The organism is Kangiella marina, from assembly GCF_039541235.1.
In the GTDB taxonomy this organism is placed as follows: domain Bacteria; phylum Pseudomonadota; class Gammaproteobacteria; order Enterobacterales; family Kangiellaceae; genus Kangiella; species Kangiella marina.
In genome coordinates this window covers 595,371-615,304 of record NZ_BAABFV010000001.1, presented here as the reverse complement: position 1 = coordinate 615,304, position 19,934 = coordinate 595,371, and the positions used below count along the sequence as shown (strand labels likewise).

The 19,934-nt window shown below is 43.6% G+C and carries 18 protein-coding genes; 8 read left to right on the top strand and 10 right to left on the bottom strand.

Features of this window, described 5'->3' with window-relative positions; translation table 11 throughout:
- Positions 1-28 precede the first annotated feature (28 nt).
- The 3 genes from ABD943_RS02620 to ABD943_RS02610 all read right to left on the bottom strand — a co-directional run bounded on the left by ABD943_RS02620 (position 29) and on the right by ABD943_RS02610 (position 2,080).
- Positions 29-457: a helix-turn-helix domain-containing protein gene (locus tag ABD943_RS02620; RefSeq protein ID WP_425559451.1), complete on the bottom strand. Its 429-nt coding sequence runs from the start codon at positions 455-457 to the stop codon at positions 29-31.
- Between the two features lie 107 nt (positions 458-564).
- Positions 565-1,467: a spermidine synthase gene (locus ABD943_RS02615; RefSeq protein WP_345291632.1), complete on the bottom strand. Its 903-nt coding sequence runs from the start codon at positions 1,465-1,467 to the stop codon at positions 565-567.
- Complete coding sequence (locus ABD943_RS02610; RefSeq protein WP_345291631.1) at positions 1,460-2,080, bottom strand: fused MFS/spermidine synthase; 621 nt, start codon at positions 2,078-2,080, stop codon at positions 1,460-1,462. The genes ABD943_RS02615 and ABD943_RS02610 overlap by 8 nt, the downstream gene beginning before the upstream one ends.
- A gap of 290 nt (positions 2,081-2,370) precedes the next feature.
- On the opposite strand from ABD943_RS02610, the gene sodB reads away from it, so the two are divergent.
- The 5 genes from sodB (at position 2,371) to ABD943_RS02585 (ending at position 6,852) form a co-directional block, all read left to right on the top strand.
- Positions 2,371-2,952 carry a superoxide dismutase [Fe] gene (gene sodB, locus ABD943_RS02605; protein WP_345291630.1) on the top strand — a complete coding sequence of 194 codons (582 nt, stop codon included), beginning with the start codon at positions 2,371-2,373 and terminating at the stop codon, positions 2,950-2,952.
- A 729-nt stretch (positions 2,953-3,681) separates the two neighbouring features.
- Positions 3,682-4,008 (top strand): hypothetical protein, encoded by a 327-nt coding sequence (locus tag ABD943_RS02600; protein WP_345291629.1) that lies wholly within the window; start codon positions 3,682-3,684, stop codon positions 4,006-4,008.
- A 352-nt stretch (positions 4,009-4,360) separates the two neighbouring features.
- Complete coding sequence (locus tag ABD943_RS02595) at positions 4,361-5,491, top strand: porin (RefSeq protein ID WP_345292675.1); 1,131 nt, start codon at positions 4,361-4,363, stop codon at positions 5,489-5,491.
- Between the two features lie 75 nt (positions 5,492-5,566).
- A complete protein-coding gene (locus ABD943_RS02590) occupies positions 5,567-6,094 on the top strand; it encodes an FMN-binding protein (RefSeq protein ID WP_345291628.1) in 528 nt (175 codons plus the stop codon).
- Entirely contained in the window at positions 6,091-6,852 is a 762-nt protein-coding gene (locus ABD943_RS02585; protein ID WP_345291627.1) for a PepSY domain-containing protein, read from the top strand. Before ABD943_RS02590 ends, ABD943_RS02585 begins: the two co-directional genes overlap by 4 nt.
- 111 nt (positions 6,853-6,963) lie before the next feature.
- Here the strand turns inward: ABD943_RS02585 and ABD943_RS02580 are convergent, their stop codons facing one another.
- The 4 genes from ABD943_RS02580 to ABD943_RS02565 form a co-directional block, all read right to left on the bottom strand.
- The gene (locus ABD943_RS02580) at positions 6,964-8,226 is read right to left on the bottom strand and encodes a ribonucleotide-diphosphate reductase subunit beta (protein WP_345291626.1); all 1,263 of its coding nucleotides are present in this window, start codon (positions 8,224-8,226) and stop codon (positions 6,964-6,966) included.
- An 82-nt stretch (positions 8,227-8,308) separates the two neighbouring features.
- A complete protein-coding gene (locus ABD943_RS02575; RefSeq protein ID WP_345291625.1) occupies positions 8,309-11,179 on the bottom strand; it encodes a ribonucleoside-diphosphate reductase subunit alpha in 2,871 nt (956 codons plus the stop codon).
- A 334-nt stretch (positions 11,180-11,513) separates the two neighbouring features.
- On the bottom strand, positions 11,514-12,581 hold the full coding sequence (locus tag ABD943_RS02570) for an ABC transporter ATP-binding protein (protein ID WP_345291624.1): 1,068 nt from the start codon (positions 12,579-12,581) through the stop codon (positions 11,514-11,516).
- Positions 12,582-12,830: 249 nt separating this feature from the next.
- Positions 12,831-15,920, bottom strand: a complete 3,090-nt coding sequence (locus ABD943_RS02565) for a ligand-binding sensor domain-containing protein (protein ID WP_345291623.1) — start codon at positions 15,918-15,920, stop codon at positions 12,831-12,833.
- A gap of 331 nt (positions 15,921-16,251) precedes the next feature.
- Between ABD943_RS02565 and grxD the strand changes: the two genes are divergently transcribed.
- Positions 16,252-16,581 (top strand): Grx4 family monothiol glutaredoxin, encoded by a 330-nt coding sequence (gene grxD, locus ABD943_RS02560; protein WP_345291622.1) that lies wholly within the window; start codon positions 16,252-16,254, stop codon positions 16,579-16,581.
- A 99-nt stretch (positions 16,582-16,680) separates the two neighbouring features.
- Positions 16,681-17,385 carry a glycerophosphodiester phosphodiesterase gene (locus tag ABD943_RS02555; protein ID WP_345291621.1) on the top strand — a complete coding sequence of 235 codons (705 nt, stop codon included), beginning with the start codon at positions 16,681-16,683 and terminating at the stop codon, positions 17,383-17,385.
- A gap of 85 nt (positions 17,386-17,470) precedes the next feature.
- Here ABD943_RS02555 and bfr read toward each other — a convergent pair whose 3' ends face one another.
- Entirely contained in the window at positions 17,471-17,950 is a 480-nt protein-coding gene (gene bfr / locus ABD943_RS02550; protein WP_345291620.1) for a bacterioferritin, read from the bottom strand.
- 239 nt (positions 17,951-18,189) lie between these two features.
- Between bfr and ABD943_RS02545 the strand changes: the two genes are divergently transcribed.
- A complete protein-coding gene (locus ABD943_RS02545) occupies positions 18,190-18,777 on the top strand; it encodes a M35 family metallo-endopeptidase (protein ID WP_345291619.1) in 588 nt (195 codons plus the stop codon).
- 20 nt (positions 18,778-18,797) lie between these two features.
- Here ABD943_RS02545 and ABD943_RS02540 read toward each other — a convergent pair whose 3' ends face one another.
- Complete coding sequence (locus ABD943_RS02540; RefSeq protein ID WP_046560849.1) at positions 18,798-19,013, bottom strand: (2Fe-2S)-binding protein; 216 nt, start codon at positions 19,011-19,013, stop codon at positions 18,798-18,800.
- Positions 19,014-19,321: 308 nt separating this feature from the next.
- Complete coding sequence (locus tag ABD943_RS02535; protein ID WP_345291618.1) at positions 19,322-19,885, bottom strand: flavodoxin family protein; 564 nt, start codon at positions 19,883-19,885, stop codon at positions 19,322-19,324.
- Positions 19,886-19,934: the final 49 nt, after the last annotated feature.

The window sequence follows — 19,934 nt, the reverse complement described above, 5'->3', positions numbered from 1 at the left end:
GGCGCCTTTTTTGATTGCGAGTAGTGATTTACCAAACTTTGTATTTATCAGCCTTACGTATCAACCAAGTGCACAAATAAGCACATATGAACAGTACTGGTGCAAAGTGCAAAAATTTTGGTTCTGAAAATGTCCCAATTAACCAGTTAAAAAGAGCTGATACAATACAAAAGTTTTCGATAAAAACTAACTCGCTACGCTTTCGGATCCCCACCAGGTTAAATCTTAACCACCAAGGTTTAGCCTTCCACTCTTCTGTATTTTTATCTATCACGATAATCTCCTTTTGTAATGTTTCGATATCAGTTTCGAAAACAGCAGCTAGAGACTTTAATGATTCTAAACTGGCGCGGTTACCACTTTCGATACGTTGAATAGTACGAATACTAATACCGCTGAGTATTGAAAGTTGTTCTTGTGACCATTGTTTCTTTTCGCGTAGTTTTTTTACAATCATGAGTTTCTCTCTAGTCGTTGTTTCAGGAGATAATTATCCATAAACCGGCTATTGACGGTGACGACAAGCGCCCGCCAGTGGGGTGACAAGCGCTATAAATCATTGTATTACTTGAGAAGGTTCGCTGGAGAGTATTGATCCGTTAGAATTTTTGCTTCAGTGTCCCAGTTGATCTCGTCGCTTATCGCATCGAACACCCGCAAAGTATCAACGCCGTATTGAGACAGTAGTGGTTTGTAATCATTCGCTTTTTGCAGCAATGTTTCTTTCTCCGGTAGAGATTGGTTGCTGACCACGATGACGCGATTGGTCTTTTCGTCTTCAAAGTGGATCTGGTATAAGTCGCCAAAAACTTTGTGGTAAGTCGCTGACTCGTGGTGGAACAGCGCGCTAGAGCTGAAAGTATTGGCCATGATGATGCCGCCGGGCTTGAGTAGAGCTTTAACTTCTTCTAGGTACTCTTGAGTCATCATATGCTCAGGAATATAGTCGCTATTAAAAGCATCCAAAAGGATAAAGTCATAGCGCCTGTCTTTGCGCAATGCACGCTTAACAAAAACGCGCCCATCACGAACGTGGGTATCGTACTGCTCGCCATCATCAGTATAGCCAAAGTACTTTTTGGCCATCTCAGCAACAACACCGTCAATTTCAACGGAAGTAATGTTCGCTTGTGGGTAGATTTCTTTGTAGTGATTCACGAGGACACCGCCGCCTAGGCCAATAATCAGCATGTCTTCGGGATTGTCTAAGAAGAAAGTCGCGCCCATGGCGAGCTTGTAATAATCAAACACCAGCTCTTTCGGGTGTTTGTCGAAAATACATGACTGACTGAGGTCGTTATGGCTTTTTTTACGGAAGCGCATGCAGGTCATGCCAACTTCTTTCACGATATAAACGTTCTGGTACAGTGAGCGCTCTTCTTCAACAATTTTAGCGCTGCTTGAAGTGGGCGTCAGAAGTAATAGGAAGAAAGCTGCTGACAACAGGCCCCATAAGTATTTATTCATTAATAAGCTCCGCTTTCTCGGCTTTTGGTAGAGGTTTCGGGAATAGCATAGCAACGATACCGACAATTGCTAAGACGATGGTCACGCCATACAGAATTGAATCAATCTCAAACCAAAGCACCAGGTAGAAGGACGTCATAATGGTTCCTAAAGCGCTGCCAAGGGTCGACACAAAGTATAGAAACCCGGCGGTTTGACCGCTACTTTCAGCATTGGCGACGAGTAATCGCACAGAGTAGGGGGCGACCATTCCCATGATCGTCGTCGGTATCAGGAATAAGATAATTGAGCTGACTAAAGAACCGTAGCGGGGGTCTTCAATCTGCATAAACACCCAGTCCGAAAGCTCTGCGTGCCACAAGACTAGCGGCAGGTTGGTTAGCGCGGCAACTATAAAGATAACGCCGTACTTTCGCGTATTGGGTTCTTTTAAAGACAGTTTGCCGCCTACAAGGTAGCCAATAGAGAGCGCGAGCATGAAAACCGTAATAATGCTTCCCCAGACATAGACGCTACCGCCGAAGTAAGGCGAAAGAATTTTACCGCCGAGCAACTCTACGGTCATGATGGAAAAGCCCATAATAAAGGCGCAGAGCAAAACAAGAGTATTCATAGATTAGCTTATAGAATTTATTGGTTCACCTGATAATAAGCGAATGAGGATAAATGTCAAAACAGGTGTGAAATAAAGCATTTCATTCCGGCGAAGGCGAGAATTTCTTGATTGGACAGTATTATAGATTCCCGCCTTCGAGGGAATTGAAAAGAATGCCCTTGGTGAGCGACGTGTTACGACTATATAAACCATTAATATCCTTATATTTATATTCTATTGGGTCGGTAAAATGATCGTGTTAGAATGGGGACTTTATATTTATAGCGTGAATTAATCAGGAGATTAACATGGCAATTGAACTACCAGAATTACCTTATGGTCGTGATGCACTAGCACCACATATCTCGGAAGAAACCATCAATTACCACTACGGCAAGCACCACAATGCTTACGTGACTAACTTGAACAAGATGATTGAAGGTACTGATTTCGCAGGTAAGTCGCTAGAAGACATCATCCGTACTTCTGAAGGTGGTGTGTTCAACAATGCTGCACAAGTTTGGAACCACACTTTCTACTGGAACAGCCTAAGCCCTAACGGCGGTGGAGAGCCTTCAGGTTCTCTAGCTGACGCAATTAACTCAGCGTTCGGTTCATTCGCAGACTTTAAAGAGAAGTTCACAGCAAGCGCAGCGGGTAACTTCGGTTCAGGTTGGACATGGTTAGTTAAAAACTCTGCAGGTTCACTTGAAATCGTTAATACAAGCAACGCTGATACGCCAATCACTGACGCGGGTGTGACACCATTGCTAACGGTTGACGTTTGGGAGCATGCTTACTATGTGGATTACCGCAACGCTCGTCCAGAATACTTGAAAAACTTCTGGGAGCTTGTTAACTGGGACTTTGCAGCGAAAAACTTCGCGTAAATGTTACAGCTAACGCTAACTTAGTTAACTTAACAAGTTAAGCTCAGAAAAAGCCCAGCATTCGCTGGGCTTTTTCTTAAACTGTCTATTATTAATGGTGATGATAAAGTGATCTTGCCATGAAAGGGCCTCGGCGAAGCAGCTTGGTCCGACCTAGATCTAACCTTAAAAGCCTTTCCACTGTGGACTTATAGCGTGTAGCCTTCACTGACATAAAACACGGCACTGTTTACTTAATAGTCATTAAGAAACCAGCTAATAGCGACAAAGAAGTAGCTGGTAGCGCATTGCAAACAAACGACTGATTGAAAAAACTTATGACAAGGAGCGCGCCAAACCCCGTCTAAAGTGTGAAAACAGGATAAACAACAGTGTCATAAAACGTTAACATTAATAATATTGTTATAAATATCAGCATCTTAAGATTGTGTGTCACATTTTTTTACAATTTCCACTATGTGACCCGTGTCGGATTACTTGAATTAAGGTATCGGATTAGATAATCTAAAGTTGTATGCAAGATACAACTATGAATATAAAAAGCGGAATTTATGTAAAAACAAGGAATTACCCCGTCGAACTCACGGCTTCCGATGTGAGTTGCTCGAACTCAACCTTTAATTCATGCGCCTTAGTAACATCTGTCTTAAAGCCCCCAGATAAAGTCAGTGAAACATCAGGCTTGGTGCGGTTTAAGCTTAGCATGCTAAAACGACACTTGGAGTTGCAATGCTTAAGACATTAATGCTCTGCCTCGTTTTTTACCTCTTTTCAGCCTCCACATACGGTGCTAGCGCCACTGTAAAGGTCACCATAAAAATTCCACAAGCCCCTGAAGCTACAAGACTGTATAACTTTAAACAAAAATCTTATGAAATTATCCGCTCTCCAGCGAACCTATCGCGAGAAGAAATCCTTAATTATCTACCGCAACAGAATCCTAAAGTGACGGAGATTCTCGATCTACACATTGCTAAAGGCCGTACGCCATACAGAGCTTTAACCTTCGTTTACTTGTATTTAAAGAATCCTCCTAGAAGTAACCATACTGACTAAGCAGCTTTTTTGCTTGATGTGCTGCCTTTAATCCATTTGCCGCTTTTTACTAAGTATGTATATACACCTCAAATAATAGTGGGTTTATCCCAGCCATAAGAGTTTGAGCAAGTGAATAACTTCTGAAACATTAAAACCTACCGTAAAATTAAAGCGATGATATAGCTGAGTATTATAAAAAAGCCTAGTGAATCGTTAATTATGTTAATAGCGGGTCGCTAAACTATATCCAAGTAGTAATAAGAATGATTTGCATTACGGTGAAGGTTTGTATATAGTGCGCACGTTTTTAACTACTTTCGTTTAGGGGAATATTGTGAAATTTAAACTTGCGCTAGTGTCTGCAGCACTAATGTCATGCATTACGGCAAATGCGGCAGAACCAACAAATGAAGAATTACGTCAACTTATCGATGCTCAACAAAAAGAAATCAATGAGCTTAAAGAGTCGGTAAAGAAAGCTGATAAAAAAGCGGAAGCTTCGGTTGAAGCTGCAGAAAAAAGCATGAACAATTCGGCGAGCTCAAAGTTATCTTTTGGTGGTTATGGTGAGTTACATTACAACAATATCGAAGACAAAGAGTCTATCGATTTCCACCGCTTCGTAACTTTCATGGGCTATCAGTTCACTGATAGTATTCGTTTTTTCTCTGAACTTGAACTTGAGCACTCACTATCTGGCGACGGAAAACCTGGCGAGGTTGAGCTTGAGCAGGCTTATGTCGAAATTGATGTTACTGATGCTACTTCTATCAAGTCAGGTTTATTCTTAGTGCCGGTCGGTATTTTGAACGAAACTCATGAGCCACCAACATTTTACGGTGTAGAAAGAAACCCAATTGAAAAAAACATTATACCTACCACTTGGTGGGAAGCTGGTGCAGGTGTGACAAGTAAGTTGGCTGAAGGTTTAACAGCAGACTTTGCTATACACTCTGGTCTCGAAGTACCAAACGACGCGGGTGTTTATGATTTCAGCATTCGTAGCGGTCGCCAGAAGGTTGCGAAAGCAAATGCAGACAGCTTTGCTTACACAGCACGCATCAAGTACACTGCTATTCCAGGTTTAGAGTTAGCAGCATCGGTTCAGCACCAAACAGATTTAACACAAGGCGTTTTGAATGCTGATGCAAACCTATACACCGCTCACGCTATCTATAACGTAGATGGTTTTGGTATCCGTGCCTTGTATGCAGGTTGGGATATCGATAGCGCAGAAGCTGAAATGAACGGTCAAGACAAGCAAGACGGCTTCTTCGTTGAACCAAGCTATCGCTTCAACGACGAGTTCGGTATCTTTGCACGTTATAGTGTGTGGGACAATGCCGCTGGTAACAGCAGTATTAATACAGAAATGAAGCAATCTAATGTCGGCTTCAACTACTGGCCACATGAAAACGTTGTGTTTAAATTTGACCTAGAAAATCGTTCTGGTGCTCAAGATGGCAACGGTTTCAACCTAGGTGTAGGTTACCAGTTCTAATAAAGACTGCTTTTTAAGTTGGTAATAAAGGCAGGCCTGAGAGCCTGCCTTTACTCGTTTTGAGAGTTGATTATTGTGATAACTAATTTCTTGAAAATAAGCTTTTCAATTGTGTTGTTGGCAACTATGACCACTAGCCAAGCTCAGCAGTATATGACTAAGCAGCAGTTTATCCATCAAGCATTTGCTCCTTTAGAAGAAGGCGTAAGACCTAAAATGAAAACGCTCTGGCTGGATGATGAAGTGCAAGAAAAAATCACTGAAATTCTTGACCACTCTTACCCTAAGTTACGATTGCGTTATTGGCAGCATAGTGATCAGTCTGTGTGGTTTTTGGATGAAATTGGTAAAGAAAAACCTATCAGTTTTGGTGTTAGCGTAAAGGGTCAACAAATCAGCGCTATAAGAGTACTTGAGTTCCGAGAAAGTCGCGGAGATGAAATCCATATGCAGGCTTTTACAGAGCAGTTTGAACAAATCAAGCTGACTGAAGATAATGAATTAGATAGGCATATCGATGGAATAACAGGTGCAACTATGTCAGTTAGCGCGATGAAAAAGATCGCTCGCGTAGCTTTGATGTTAAATGAAATTGTGCAATGAAACAAAATCGCAAGTCTTCTTCCAGTAACCATAAACTTCACTTCCGAAAGTGGCATCGTCGCTTTGGTATGATCGCTTCAATCTTTCTACTAAATTTAGCGATTACAGGTGTTTTACTCAATCATTACGAAGGATTAAAGCTTCACCAGTCTTATATCACGACAGGCTGGCTACTCGACTGGTATGGTGTAAGCTTACCAAAAAATGTACGTTGCTTGGAGTCCAAATCTAAGAGTGCGTGCCAAGTTGGTAAGCAGGTATATCTTGATGATGCTTACTGGGAAGATATACAAGGAAGCATTCTTTTTTTTGGTTGGTGGAAAGAGGATGTACTACTTGCTACTTCAGCAAATGTTTACTGGTTAACAGATGACTTTAAGTTAATCGAGGTGGCTTCTTTTTCTGGACAGGTTGACGGTATTGTCGAGTCTATAGGTGTGCTAGACAACCAGTTACTTATCAAGACTAGCCAAGATGCCCATTACCGCTTTGACATGATGACCTACGCTTGGAAGCCGACAGAGGCGTTAACGATAAATAACCAAAGCGCTACTCCTGCAGATAAAAAAACACAGAGCGAACTCGGCGATAAATATCGCCAGCGCCAGATTACACATTTACAATTTGTACAAGACTTACATAGCGGAAGTATTATTGGCTTGAGTGGGAAAATAACTCACGACATTACCGCCTTCATTATAATTTGGTTGGTTGCCAGCGGCTTTATTACGTGGAGACGTCGAAAAAATAAGAAGTAGAACGTCTTTAATTTTAAGCGAAAAAAAGCCTGACAATTTCTTGTCAGGCTTCTGGATGAGAAGCTACTAGAGCTTCTCCGTTCCCCCAAATGGTACTTTGGAAACTTCAGGTTAGTCCCAAGAAAGGGCGCCACCTGTTTGGTATTCAATAACACGAGTTTCGAAGAAGTTTTTCTCTTTCTTCAAGTCCATAATTTCGCTCATCCATGGGAATGGGTTTGAGACGTTTTTGAACTGTGCAGGAAGGCCTAGCTGAGCCAGACGGCGGTTACAGATAAACTGTAAGTACTCTTCCATCATGTTGGCGTTCATGCCTAATACGCCACGTGGCATAGTGTCACGTGCATATTCGATTTCGAGCTGTGTACCTTCAAGAATCATTTGAATCACTTCTTGTTGGAACTCTTCGGTCCACAGGTGTGGGTTTTCCAATTTGATCTGGTTAATGACGTCAACACCGAAGTTTAGGTGCATTGATTCATCACGCAAAATGTATTGGAACTGCTCAGCAACACCGGTCATTTTGTTACGGCGACCCATCGATAGGATCTGAGTGAAGCCACAGTAGAAGAAAACACCTTCGGTGACGCAGTAGAAGCCAATCAAGTTACGCAGTAATTCTTGGTCGGACTCTGGCGTGCCTGTGGTGAATGCTGGGTTTGAAATGCCCTGAGTATGTTTAATACTCCAAGCGGCTTTCTTAGCGATGCTCGGCACTTCGCGGTACATGTTAAAGACTTCCGCTTCGTCCATACCCAGTGACTCAATGCAGTACTGATACGCGTGAGTGTGGATCGCTTCTTCAAACGCTTGGCGCAAAATATACTGGCGACATTCAGGGTTAGTAATCAAGCGATAGATGGCTAAAACGAGGTTGTTAGCCACTAAAGAGTCAGCGGTAGAGAAGTAACCCAGTGAACGCATCACGATACGACGTTCGTCATCGCTTAAGCCGTTTGGATCTTTCCACGTCGCCACGTCTTTAGTCATGTTAACTTCTTGAGGCATCCAGTGGTTTGAGCAACCATCGAGGTATTTTTGCCAAGCCCAGTCGTATTTAAAAGGAACTAACTGATTTAAGTCTGCACGACAGTTGATCATTTTCTTGTCGTCTACTTCAATACGCTCAGCACCCATTTCGAGCTCTTCTAGGCCTGGAGCGACGTCGAGGCTTTCTAACGATGCTTGAGCCTTGGCGACATTGTCTAAAGCTTCAGGTTCAACATATTCTTCGGTTGTCGGAGCCGCTGGTTTTGCCGCTTCTGCGGTTTGTGGAGCTGGTTCTGGTTTTACCGCTGGTTCAGCTTTAGGCTGTTGCGGCGGTTGTTTTTGTTCCGCTTTTTCTTCTTTTTCGTAGTCGTCCCAGTTGAACATATCTCTACCTCATTAATTTTTGCTGTGTTGCTAATTCGTTCTTAATGTCTAAAAGGGGAGCTAAAAAGCTCCCCGAATAGTGTTACTGACAAGCTTCGCAGTCAGGGTCGTCAATGGAGCAAGCTTGTGGCGCCGCAGAGCCTACTGGCGCTGACGATACGGCGTTTAACTTGCCATCACTGATGGTTGACTTCTCAGTGCTTGTCGCGCCCATTGAGCGCAAGTAATAAGTCGTTTTAAGACCACGGAACCAAGCCATGCGGTAAACCATATCGAGTTTCTTACCAGACGGTTCGCTCATGTAAAGGTTCAGTGACTGCGCTTGGTCGATCCATTTTTGGCGACGGCTCGCTGCTTCGACTAACCACTTAGGCTCAACTTCAAAAGCGTTGGCGAACAAGTCTTTCAACTCTTGTGGTATACGTTCGATCGGTTTCAAGCTGCCTTCGTAGTACTTAAGGTCATTAACCATCACGTTGTCCCACAAGTTGCGTTTCTTCAACTCGCGAACCATGTAAGGGTTAACCACGGTGAACTCGCCAGAAAGGTTCGATTTCACGTAAAGGTTCTGATACGTCGGTTCGATAGATTGCGACACACCCGTGATGTTCGAAATCGTAGCCGTCGGCGCAATCGCCATCACGTTAGAGTTACGCATGCCGACGTTTTTCACGCGGTCACGTAACGTATCCCAGTCCATAGTGCTGCTGGTATCAACTTCAACAAATTCTTCGCCACGTTCTTCGATTAACTTTTGAATGGAATCGATTGGTAAAATACCTTGTGACCATAATGAGCCTGCGAAGCTTCCGTAAGAGCCACGCTCTTCAGCAAGGTCAGTCGACGCTTTAATCGCGTAGTAGGAAATCGCTTCCATCGCGTTATCAGCGAAGGTTACTGCTTCTTCTGATGTATAAGGAATATTCTGTACGTACAAGGCATCTTGGAAGCCCATCATGCCAAGGCCAACAGGGCGGTGACGCATGTTTGACTGACGCGCTGTTTCTACTGGGTAGAAGTTAATGTCAATCACGTTATCCAGCATGCGGATAGCTGTTGTAACGGTTTTCTCAAGTTGCTCTGTATCCAACTTGCCGTCAACCATGTGCTTAGGAAGGTTAACCGAGCCTAAGTTACATACCGCAATTTCTTCGCCAGCTTTAGTGTTCAGCGTAATTTCAGTACAAAGGTTTGAGCTGTGCACAACGCCTGCGTGTTGCTGTGGCGAACGCAAGTTACATGGATCTTTAAACGTAATCCATGGGTGGCCTGTTTCGAATAACATCGATAACATTTTGCGCCACAAATCTTTCGCTTGCATGGTTTTGGCGGTTTTCATCTTGCCGTACTTAGCCATCTCTTCGTAGTACTCATAGCGCTCTTCAAACGCTTTACCGTACAAGTCATGCAGATCGGGTACTTCGTTCGGGCTGAATAGAGTCCACTCGCCATCGGTGCTAACACGCTTTAAGAATAAGTCTGGCACCCAGTTCGCAGAGTTCATATCATGCGTACGACGACGGTCATCACCCGTATTCTTACGCAGCTCTAGGAACTCTTCGATGTCGATGTGCCATGTTTCTAAGTAAGCACAAACCGCACCTTTACGTTTACCACCCTGGTTAACCGCAACCGCAGTATCGTTGGCTACTTTCAAGAATGGTACAACACCTTGTGATTTACCGTTGGTGCCTTTGATGTAAGCGCCAAGACCACGTACTGGCGTCCAGTCGTTACCTAAACCGCCGGCGAACTTAGACAGTAGGGCGTTATCTTTAATCGCACCATAAATGCCGTCTAGGTCATCGGGAACGTTCGTCAAGTAGCAGCTAGAAAGCTGTGGGCGTAACGTGCCTGAGTTAAATAGCGTTGGTGTTGAGCTCATGTAGTGGAACGTCGAAAGAATGTTATAGAACTCAATCGCGCGCTCTTCACGGTTCTCTTCGTTCACCGCTAAGCCCATCGAGACGCGCATCCAGAATACCTGCGGTAATTCGATACGAATTTCGTCTTTATGAATGAAATAGCGATCGTAAAGCGTCTGAATACCAAGGTAGGTAAACAGTAAGTCGCGATCTGCTTGAATCGCGTTGCCCAGCTTTTCAAGATCGAATGATAGTAATTCAGGGCTTAATAATTCGTGCTCTACGCCAAGCTCTAAATAAGCTTTGAAGGCTTGCGGATAAATCGCTGCCATTTCGCTTTGCGTCGCACGTTTACCAACGCCCAGCTCACGCAATGCTTCTGTACGAACATTGTCGAGCAATAAGCGGGCTGTTACGTATGAGTAGTTTGGTTCGACCTCAATCATAGTACGAGCAGTCATCACTAGTGCTTGATAGACGTCGCTCAAAGCCACGCCATCGTACAGGTTACGCATCGTTTCTTTGATGATTTGGTCGCCATCGACGTCTTCTAAGTTTTTACAAGCTTCAACCACCACAGTATGTAGGCGTTGAACATCGAGAGGTTTTTTCTGACCATCAGCGCCAGTTACTGTTACCGCGTTGTCGCCAACGATAGCGTCAAGCTTGTCATTGTCACGAGCCGCACGCTCTTGTGCGCGTTCGTTACGATACAGAACATAAGCGCGAGCCACTTTCTGTTCACTATTGCGCATTAGAGCCAGTTCAACCTGATCCTGAATGTCTTCAATGTGAATGGTGCCGCCACCTGGCATACGACGCTTGAATGCTTCGGTGATTTGCTTAGTTAGCTGACGAACCGTCTCATGAACGCGAGAAGACGCTGCCGCATTACCACCTTCAACAGCAAGAAAAGCTTTTGTCATTGCCACTTCAATTTTGCTGTCATCATACGGCGTGACCTTGCCATTACGTCGAATGACGCGGACTTCACCGGGTTTATTTGCTTTAATTTCTGGGCTTGCGTCAGAACGTTGAGTTGGGGTTGGTGCAGCTGCTTGTTGTGCTTTGCCGACTTCGGTTTCCATCTTGCCAGACCTCTTGATGCTTTGTAACGATTCTTTCGTCCGAGAGATTGAATCGTTAGTTGATAATTACCGTTATTTTGATTGTTTTTTGTACAAATCTAATGCGCTTTTGCAATAAATCAACAAGTTAGAACAACTTGTTCACTTACCATATATAGTATGCTAAAAGCCAATAGATACAAGATAGTGCGTTTTTAGATGAGAAGCAAGAGCATATCTTGTGTAATTTACTGTGGATAACTTGTGAGAAACAGGGGAGTAACTTTGCAGCCCTTATTCCACCGGCTTTTGCGCGTGATCAAGCACTTTTATGAATTTTTAATTTTTTGAAGTTTTAGACAGAAATTAAGTTCGGATAGACGATAAGGTGTTGGATGTCTAAATCGAACCCTATATCTTGTGATAGCGCATAGTCATGGTGACTCGGGAAAATCGCTTTTAGACGTTCTTTATTGGGTAACTCCAGTTCATACTCAATAATCGCACCTTTAAAGACCTTGTGGCTGACCTTAGCGCGGTGTTTTGAGTTCGAGTTTGGCTTTAAATCATCGGGGCGCATCAAGACTAAGACGTCTTGGTTTGGCTTAAAATGTGTGCCATTGGCGATAGTGAAGTCACCGAGCACGGTAGAAACGATATCATTCTGATCGCATACCTTGCCTGCGATGAAGTAACCTTCGCCAATAAAGGTCGCTATCTGGGCATCTTGCGGCTTGTGGTACAGATTATACGGGCTGTCCCATTGCAGTAAGTTTCCTTCGTGCATCACGCCAATATAATCCGCCATGGCGAACGCTTCTTGCTGATCGTGAGTGACCAGTAAGTGAGCAATATTTTGATCCGCTAAGACCGCTTTTAATTCACGAGCCAGCGAACGTCGCAAATGCGTATCAAGGCTAGAGAAGGGTTCGTCCATCAAGACCAGTTTCGGTTTAGGCGCAATCGTTCGGGCCAATGCCACGCGCTGTTGCTGGCCGCCTGAAAGCTGGTGCGGAAAGCGCTGCCCCATACCGCCTAACCCAACCAATTCAAGGCATTGATTGACGCGTGCAATTTTGTCTTTGCGCTTCATTTTACGCAGGCCAAAAGCGACGTTATCGAAAATGCTTAAATGGGGGAAGAGGGCGTGATCTTGAAAGACTAGACCGAGGTCGCGCTTTTCAGGGGGAAGCATGTGATTTGCCGTAGAGCAAATCTTGCCATGAATGCTAATGGAGCCATCATAAATTGGCTCTAAGCCAGCAATGGCTCTGAGCAGAGTTGTTTTACCGCAACCACTGGCACCCAATAAACAGGCGCTATCCCCTTGCTTCAATGAGAAATTAATGTCTTTAACGATCACCTGATCGCCATATCGACATTCAACTTGATTCAGTTTGAGTAGTGGGTACTGCTCACTCATGCGCTAATTGAAGTGGTATTCATTCTCATTAAGCTTGGCATTGTAACCATCATCAGCTCAGATGCCCAGCTATTGTTCTGATTTATTGCTATAAAAGAGTGATTAGCCACTTTCATATGGAGTTAGAACCAGCTAGCGGTCGAAACATTAAATAATCAGGCGTGTAGGGGATTATTTGCCAAAACCTTGTCTGTAACGCTTAAGCTAAGATAAGTCGCAGTGATCGCTAGTGAGTATTTGCGGCAATACTTAAACGACACAGTTTCTACCTTTACTTTTTCCCTCATAAAGGGCTTCATCAGCTTTTACTATGCAGGCTTTTAATGATTCACATTCACTGACTACTGAAACACCTACTGTTATGTTCAAAGGAATTTTCGTCTCTTGATAATAAAAGTCGAGTGATTCTACCTTAGCTCTTATCTTTTCAGCTGCTACAAGCCCCCCCTGGTAAGGCGTCTCAGGCAGCAAAATGATAAACTCTTCTCCTCCCCAGCGAGCAATAATATCTTCACTCCTAAAGATGGTTTTTGTGATTTTTGAAATCTCAATAAGGGCTTGGTCACCAGCATCATGACCATATTCATCATTAACTTTTTTAAAGTAATCAATGTCAAAAAGAATGATGCAAAATGGATTTCCGTGCCGCTTATATCTAAAGAATTCTTTTGAGGCTAAATCAATAAAGTCACGACGGTTACTTAGCTTAGTCAGAAAGTCTCGTTTAGATGTTTTCTCTAATCGACGGTTAACAATCCTCAACTCTTCGGTTTGCTCTTTTACCATTTTCCTCAGGTTTATAGACTGCTGACGAAGCCATTGTACCCGCCACCGATAAATAGTTAGCATGATTAAAATGCAACTCACCACAACCATGAGTATGAACGTTTTGGTTTGCCACCACTGAGGATTAATAACCAATGTTAATTCGGTTGGTTCGCCCCATATACCATCTTTATTGGTACCTTTTACCTTGAGAGTGTACTGCCCAGGAGACAAATTAGTATAAGTCGCAAAGCGTCGGTTAGATGAAACATGGTTCCACTGATGATCAAACCCGTCTAGCATATAAGCATATCGGTTATTTTTAGGTGCTGAATAATGTGACGAACTAAATTCAAATGAAATCACGCTATCTTTCGATGATAGATTGAGTGTTTCCGTCAAATAAATTGGTTTTGTTAGCGGCGAACTGTCATCATTGGCGCTAATGGTCATGGGTTGGTTAAAAAGACGGAACGAGACGATACGCGTTGAAGGTTTGTACTGATTAAGCTGTACTTGATTTGGGTCAAACTCGGTCAGCCCGTGTGGCCCACCAAAATAAATATTACCGTTCGAGGATAATATACCTGAGCCCACATAATAGCCGCCCTTATTTGCCCCCTCGCTGTCACTAAAGTTATCAACATCCATAGATTCAGGATTAAAGCGCGAAATGCCACTAGTCGTACTAACCCAAAAGGTACCGCTTTTATCTTCTATAATGCTGCCAATGGCTTCAGAGTCAAAGCCATCCTTTATCGAGTAGTGTGTAAAGTCCGGTGATGTATAGTCATCATCCGGGAACGTCATTTTATTGATGCCGCCACCCTGCGTACCAATCCAATAGTTAGACTTACTGTCTTTTGATATCCAGGTAACGGTATTATGGCTTAGTGAATTTTGAGTCGTTTCTTGATGTCTGAATATTTGTATGGGGCTATCGCCTTCAATTCGGTACAACCCATTCGTTGAACCGGCCCATATGACACCATTATCGTCCTGATAAATATCTGGAACTAGAGACGATGGGATACGTCTGATTTCTTTAAAAGTATTTCTATCAAGTTGAAACAACCCATTGTTATAGGTTCCTGCCCAAACTGTACCATCATTGGCTTCAAAGACGCTATACACCAAGTAGCCATCTAACGCGACAGGTTCTATCCATTGTTCTCCGACACGATAACGACTCAAGCCTCGTCTAGTCCCTAGCCATATAACTGGCTCTATTTTAGATGCGGAAACGCCTATAATTTCGTTACGCACTTTGGCTTGAACCGTATCTGGGTGGTGATACAGTCCTTCAGACACTTTGTTGTCGCTACTAAGCCAGTATAATCCATTATGAGTGGCGAACCACACGTTGCCGTTTAAATCTTCTGCTAACCCTGGGTTGCCCCGCTTATTATCAGGGTTAATGGTTTTGAATAGGGTAGAGTAAGGATCTGTCTTATTAAGTCCATCAGTCCAGCTGCCTACCCAAACCACACCGGCCTCGTCCTGGAGCAGTGTTTCAATATTACTAGACGACAGGCTTTTGTTGTCTGCTGGATCCGGTAAATATCTAATGAATGTGTTATTGTCCTCGGGAGAATAAATGTTCAAGCCCCTTGAAGTTCCTACCCATATTTCGTTGTTATCTATTTGGATGATATCTAATACTGCATTGTGGGATAAGCTAAATGGGTCACTTTCGTCATGGGCAAAACGAGTGGTTGTATTCTCCGAAAGGTTCAGTCGGATAATGCCATCACTAATGGTTCCTATCCATAAGTGCTGGGATTCATTGTCGACAAAAAGCGTGGAGATATCTTGGCTGCTGGTGCTTGATAATAAAGAATGTTTCTCGAACGTTTCTGAGTTTATTGTACGCTTAAATACCCCGTAGGTTGTGCCGATCCAAAGGGTCTTGTTTTTATCTTCAACTATACTTCTAATGACTAATGGTGATGAAGGGGTTAATGTTACCGGTATACTCACCTGCTGGAATCGCTTGTCTTTTCTATCATACCGAGCTAAACCGTTACCCGTACCGACCCATACCGTGTCGCTATGATCGATGAAAATACTCCTAACCATATCATGGGGAAGGCTAAGATGATCCTTGGGATCATGTCGATAATTTTCGAAAGTTTCTGTTTCAGGATTAAATAGACTAATTCCTCCATTGTTTGTGCCTATCCAAAGCTTTCCTGTGGGCTTATCGACAGCCAAAGCTCGAACAAAATTTGAGGTCAGAGAAGTGTTAGGGTTATCAATATCAGACTTATAAATTTTAAAGTTGTAACCATCATATCGGTTAAGACCATTTTGAGTGCCAAACCACATAAACCCAAAATCATCTTGGGCGATAGAGGTGATCGTTAGTTGCGATAGACCATCCTCTACCGATAGTTGGTCAAAAAGGTAAGTATGTTTAGTTTTAGAGTAAAGTTTTTCACTAAATACCGTAAGAGCGAATAAAAGTACTAAGTAATGCAGAGGGCTTGAGCTGATATTTTTGAGAGAATTTAGCAGGACGCTAAATGTCGACAAAAAGTACTTGTTGGTTTTGCACGATTGTGTCGATTGCATACAAGCCCTTGATTAGAAATACTTATTCTTGACTATAGCGTACCTTTGCGTAGGTAAACAAATACTTATTCAAGATATATATGATAATGAGGTGTATTTACCAGACAAGAACGCGTTAATCTCATCCATTAGGCACGGCCGGTGGAAAAGGGCATTATGAGCATACTCACGAGAGGACTAGGCTTAGCGGATACTTCAGATTACCTCAAAGTTTATAGGCAGAGTAAGTCAGTTGTGAGCGACAATTTTAGATTGGGGGTGCTAATACGCCTTGAAAAGCGTTATAATCGCCCGCAATTTAGACCTACTGATAAATTGTATTGAGGATCTCATGAGCGAAACGATTGAGCAGATTAAGCAGCAAATCGCCGACAACAAAGTTGTGATGTATATGAAGGGTTCGCCAAAACTTCCTATGTGCGGCTTTTCTGCCCAGGCAGTTCAGGCGCTAATGGAGTGTGGTCACGAGTTTGCTTACGTGGACATTTTACAAAACCCTGATATTCGTGCGGAATTACCAAAGTACGCGAACTGGCCAACGTTCCCACAATTATGGGTTGATGGCGAGTTAGTTGGCGGTTGTGACATTATTTTAGAAATGTTCCAACAAGGCGAATTACAGCAAGTACTTGACGAATCTTATGGTAAGAAGCCTGAGTAGCTATCCGTCAGATTTGAAAAAGCCGCTTCTTTAAGCGGCTTTTTTGTGCGTGCGATATTCGCTAATATAAAGTGAACTTGATGAATTAAGTGAGCAAACATGCGACGGTTTGATGTCATTGGCCACCGTGGGGCGATGGGTTTGGAGCCAGAAAATACACTTCGATCATTTCGCAAAGCTTTAGAGTTTGGTGTGGATGGTGTGGAATTTGATGTGCAAAATATCCATGGTGAACTGCTGATCTTTCATGACGAAACGCTGGATCGAACCACCGATGGTAAAGGCAGCCTCTTAGACCATTCTGTGGAGTACTTACGGTCGCTTGACGCAGGGCAGGGGGAGCCGATTCCGACCCTGGCGGAAGTGGTCGAGTTAATTGGCGATCGAGCCTTTATTAATATTGAGCTTAAAGGTTTTGATACTGCGAGCTTGGTGGTCAAGCTAGTTCACTTGCTGGATAAGAAGCGCTTTAAAAAAGAGCAATTTATCATTTCATCGTATTTATTTTCAGAGTTATACCTTATCCATGAGCTCGATCCCGAGATTAAGATTGGGGTCATCGCCGATGAACATCCCGTCATCGCGTTGGACTTTGCGGACGAAGTAGATGCTTATAGCTTTCACCCAAGTTACTCGATTCTAGATAAGGACTTGGTGCAAGATGCCCATGACGCTGGAATGAAAGTTTACGTCCATACCGTCAATGATTTAGAAAAGATTCAACAGTCACAAGCGATGGACGTTGATGGTGTTTTTACCGATTATCCAGATCGGGTCATTGAGTTTTTGAATCAGTCAGCTTAGATCGAAAAAAGCAGACACAAAAAAGGCGCTAAAAAGCGCCTAAAAACTGCTGCCCTAAGTATGGCAAGGCAGCGGACTCAAACTGTTAATTACCGTGTTCTTTCATCTTTTCAGCTTGATAATTCTGAAGACCAATTCGCTCGATTAGATCAAGTTGCGTTTCTAACCAATCAACGTGTTCTTCTTCACTTTCTAAGATTTCTTGGAGTAAATCGCGGCTAACGAAATCGCGTACTTTTTCACAGTAGACAATACCGTCTTTTAAGTCAGGAAGTGCATCCAACTCGAGCGCCAAATCGCACTCCAGCATTTCTTTGGTGTTTTCGCCGATGCGTAAACGACCGAGATCTTGTAAGTTTGGTAAGCCTTCTAAGAAAAGAATTCGTTCAATCAACCAATCAGCATGCTTCATCTCATCAATCGACTCTTCATATTCGTGATCGGCTAGCTCCTTTAAGCCCCAGTCTTTGTACATACGGGCGTGAAGGAAGTACTGATTAATGGCTACAAGCTCATTACCCAATACCTTATTCAATGTTTCAATAACTTTCGCGTCGCCTTTCATGGCTTTCTCCAATTGGTGAATTACTATCCCTTCATTGTAGGAAGCTGGGCACGGATTATCAAGGTTTATGTTTTATAACCTATTGAAATACAATGGAAATTAGAAACGTTATCAATTAACAAGGATTCTTGTTTGAGGATGTTTATCACTCTGATTCGGAGGCTTTTATGAATTAACGCACATAATTTAACCAAGCAGCTTGCTATATTGAGTTCTCTTATCAATTAAGGAGGATTGATATGCCAGCAAGAATCGTAATACGTGAAAAGGGACGAAACCTCACCAGTGCCGATCGCACTGCAATCAATAATGCCTTCCTAGATGCCCTAAGAATGGCTCGCCGCGTCGAGAATGAAATCAATTCGGTGTGGAATCAGCCTGGCCGTGTTCGACAACGACGTTCACGCCGCCGAAATGCTTGGAGTGCTCACGCAAACTTTACCCGTTGGTTTGGTACCAGTCGAAGGCATATCCTACTGAGAAGGGTGCGGCGACGGATCATCAAGCTAAGAAAGTGGCTGGACCGAGGACGAATTGTGGTATTGGCTCATGATGGTGGTGATCGTGGATGCAGCGTAGCAGGGCGAAATGCTTATGCCGTGATTCCTCGCCGCCCACTCAAGGTTCATCTTTGTCCACCATGGTTTACGCGCGGAGAGTCAAGAAGAGCAGCGATCCTTATCCATGAATTGGTGCATGAGTTGGGTTTCGCACATCCTGAAGGCACAACGACACCAGGTGAAGCTTTGGCTTTAGCGCGTTCAGACTCGAAAAAAGCCCGTCGAAGCCCTGAAAACTATGAAAACTTGTATGAACTTTACTTTTAAGTGGTAAATAGAGGGAGGGGTTAGGCAGCTTGAATCGCGATTCTGCCCGAGTCAGCGTTAAGACGCATATCGATTTCCGCACGCGTACTGCGTAGGATTTGTTTCGCATCACGAGCACATTTACCGCATTGAGTTGCCACGCCCATTTTGTTTAAACAACGCATGGAGCAGGCGCCTTCACAGGCTGCTTGTTTAATTTGTTTGTCGGTGACTGCTTTACAAAGGCAAACATACATAGGTTCGTACCAAAATAACGATGACTAAACTTTCTAAATGAAATTTTCTTACAAATGAGAATGATTGTCAATCATTTTAGTATTGTTATTTGGGAATTATTGTCTTTGGTAGGTTTTCTACAGAGTAAAGACAAAACAGTAACTCTCGCTCTAGGCAATCTGTTATCTGATGAGTGATTTAGGAGCTAACAGTAAGTCATTCCCGCGAAGGCGGGAATGACGTTTAAACTTGGGCAGGTATAAAAAAGGCCACTGTCGTGGCCAAGGGGAAGCCGACTAGGAGTAAGTCGGTGCGGTGAACGAATCCGTTAGTGGAAGCGTGCAGCGGTTTCAGCCATTCGCTTACCAAGCAGTTTCGCGGTTTCCTTATCCGTGTTGGGCGGCGTTTCATCAGCCCCCTGATCGGTATTACTTTGTGCCATTGCGCCTAAATAGCTACCGATACGGTTTAAATCTTCAGGCGATCCTTTGCTGCTATTGTTGCCAGGCATCAGGCCTAAACTGACCCAAATCATGCTTTGTTGTGCGGCAAAGACCGACATTTGAATAAGCGTGTTCAGCTTATCGCCACTTTGCGAACCGGAGTTGGTGAAACCCGCCGCCAACTTATCTTTCCAGCCTTGCTCGGCCCAGACCTTGGAGGACTTATCCATAAAGCCTTTAAAGCCGGCGCTAACGCTGCCCATGTATGTGGGGCTACCGAAAATAATGCCTTTCGCTTGGGCTAAGTCGTCCCAATGGTTATCGACCTCGTCGACCGAGATCAGCTGAACCTGTGCGTTCGCTTCTTCCACGCCTTGCGCCACGGCTTCGGCGATAACTTTAGTGTGGCCATAACCACTGTGGTAAACGACTGCGATAGTGTTGCTCATGATTGTCTCCAATAAATTTACTTGATGAGCCTAATGTATAGGGTTTATA

Bases quoted from the DNA above. Each gene is read 5' to 3' on its own strand.
- ABD943_RS02595 (WP_345292675.1), top strand. From the start codon at position 4,361: ATGTCATGCATTACGGCAAATGCGGCAGAACCAACAAATGAAGAATTA.
- ABD943_RS02565 (WP_345291623.1), bottom strand. From the start codon at position 15,920: ATGCAATCGACACAATCGTGCAAAACCAACAAGTACTTTTTGTCGACA.
- ABD943_RS02585 (WP_345291627.1), top strand. From the start codon at position 6,091: ATGAAACAAAATCGCAAGTCTTCTTCCAGTAACCATAAACTTCACTTC.
- ABD943_RS02575 (WP_345291625.1), bottom strand. From the start codon at position 11,179: ATGGAAACCGAAGTCGGCAAAGCACAACAAGCAGCTGCACCAACCCCA.
- ABD943_RS02555 (WP_345291621.1), top strand. From the start codon at position 16,681: ATGCGACGGTTTGATGTCATTGGCCACCGTGGGGCGATGGGTTTGGAG.
- ABD943_RS02620 (WP_425559451.1), bottom strand. From the start codon at position 457: ATGATTGTAAAAAAACTACGCGAAAAGAAACAATGGTCACAAGAACAA.
- ABD943_RS02615 (WP_345291632.1), bottom strand. From the start codon at position 1,467: ATGAATAAATACTTATGGGGCCTGTTGTCAGCAGCTTTCTTCCTATTA.
- ABD943_RS02540 (WP_046560849.1), bottom strand. From the start codon at position 19,013: ATGTATGTTTGCCTTTGTAAAGCAGTCACCGACAAACAAATTAAACAA.
- bfr (WP_345291620.1), bottom strand. From the start codon at position 17,950: ATGAAAGGCGACGCGAAAGTTATTGAAACATTGAATAAGGTATTGGGT.
- ABD943_RS02545 (WP_345291619.1), top strand. From the start codon at position 18,190: ATGCCAGCAAGAATCGTAATACGTGAAAAGGGACGAAACCTCACCAGT.
- ABD943_RS02600 (WP_345291629.1), top strand. From the start codon at position 3,682: ATGCTTAAGACATTAATGCTCTGCCTCGTTTTTTACCTCTTTTCAGCC.
- ABD943_RS02570 (WP_345291624.1), bottom strand. From the start codon at position 12,581: ATGAGTGAGCAGTACCCACTACTCAAACTGAATCAAGTTGAATGTCGA.
- sodB (WP_345291630.1), top strand. From the start codon at position 2,371: ATGGCAATTGAACTACCAGAATTACCTTATGGTCGTGATGCACTAGCA.
- grxD (WP_345291622.1), top strand. From the start codon at position 16,252: ATGAGCGAAACGATTGAGCAGATTAAGCAGCAAATCGCCGACAACAAA.
- ABD943_RS02580 (WP_345291626.1), bottom strand. From the start codon at position 8,226: ATGTTCAACTGGGACGACTACGAAAAAGAAGAAAAAGCGGAACAAAAA.
- ABD943_RS02610 (WP_345291631.1), bottom strand. From the start codon at position 2,080: ATGAATACTCTTGTTTTGCTCTGCGCCTTTATTATGGGCTTTTCCATC.
- ABD943_RS02535 (WP_345291618.1), bottom strand. From the start codon at position 19,885: ATGAGCAACACTATCGCAGTCGTTTACCACAGTGGTTATGGCCACACT.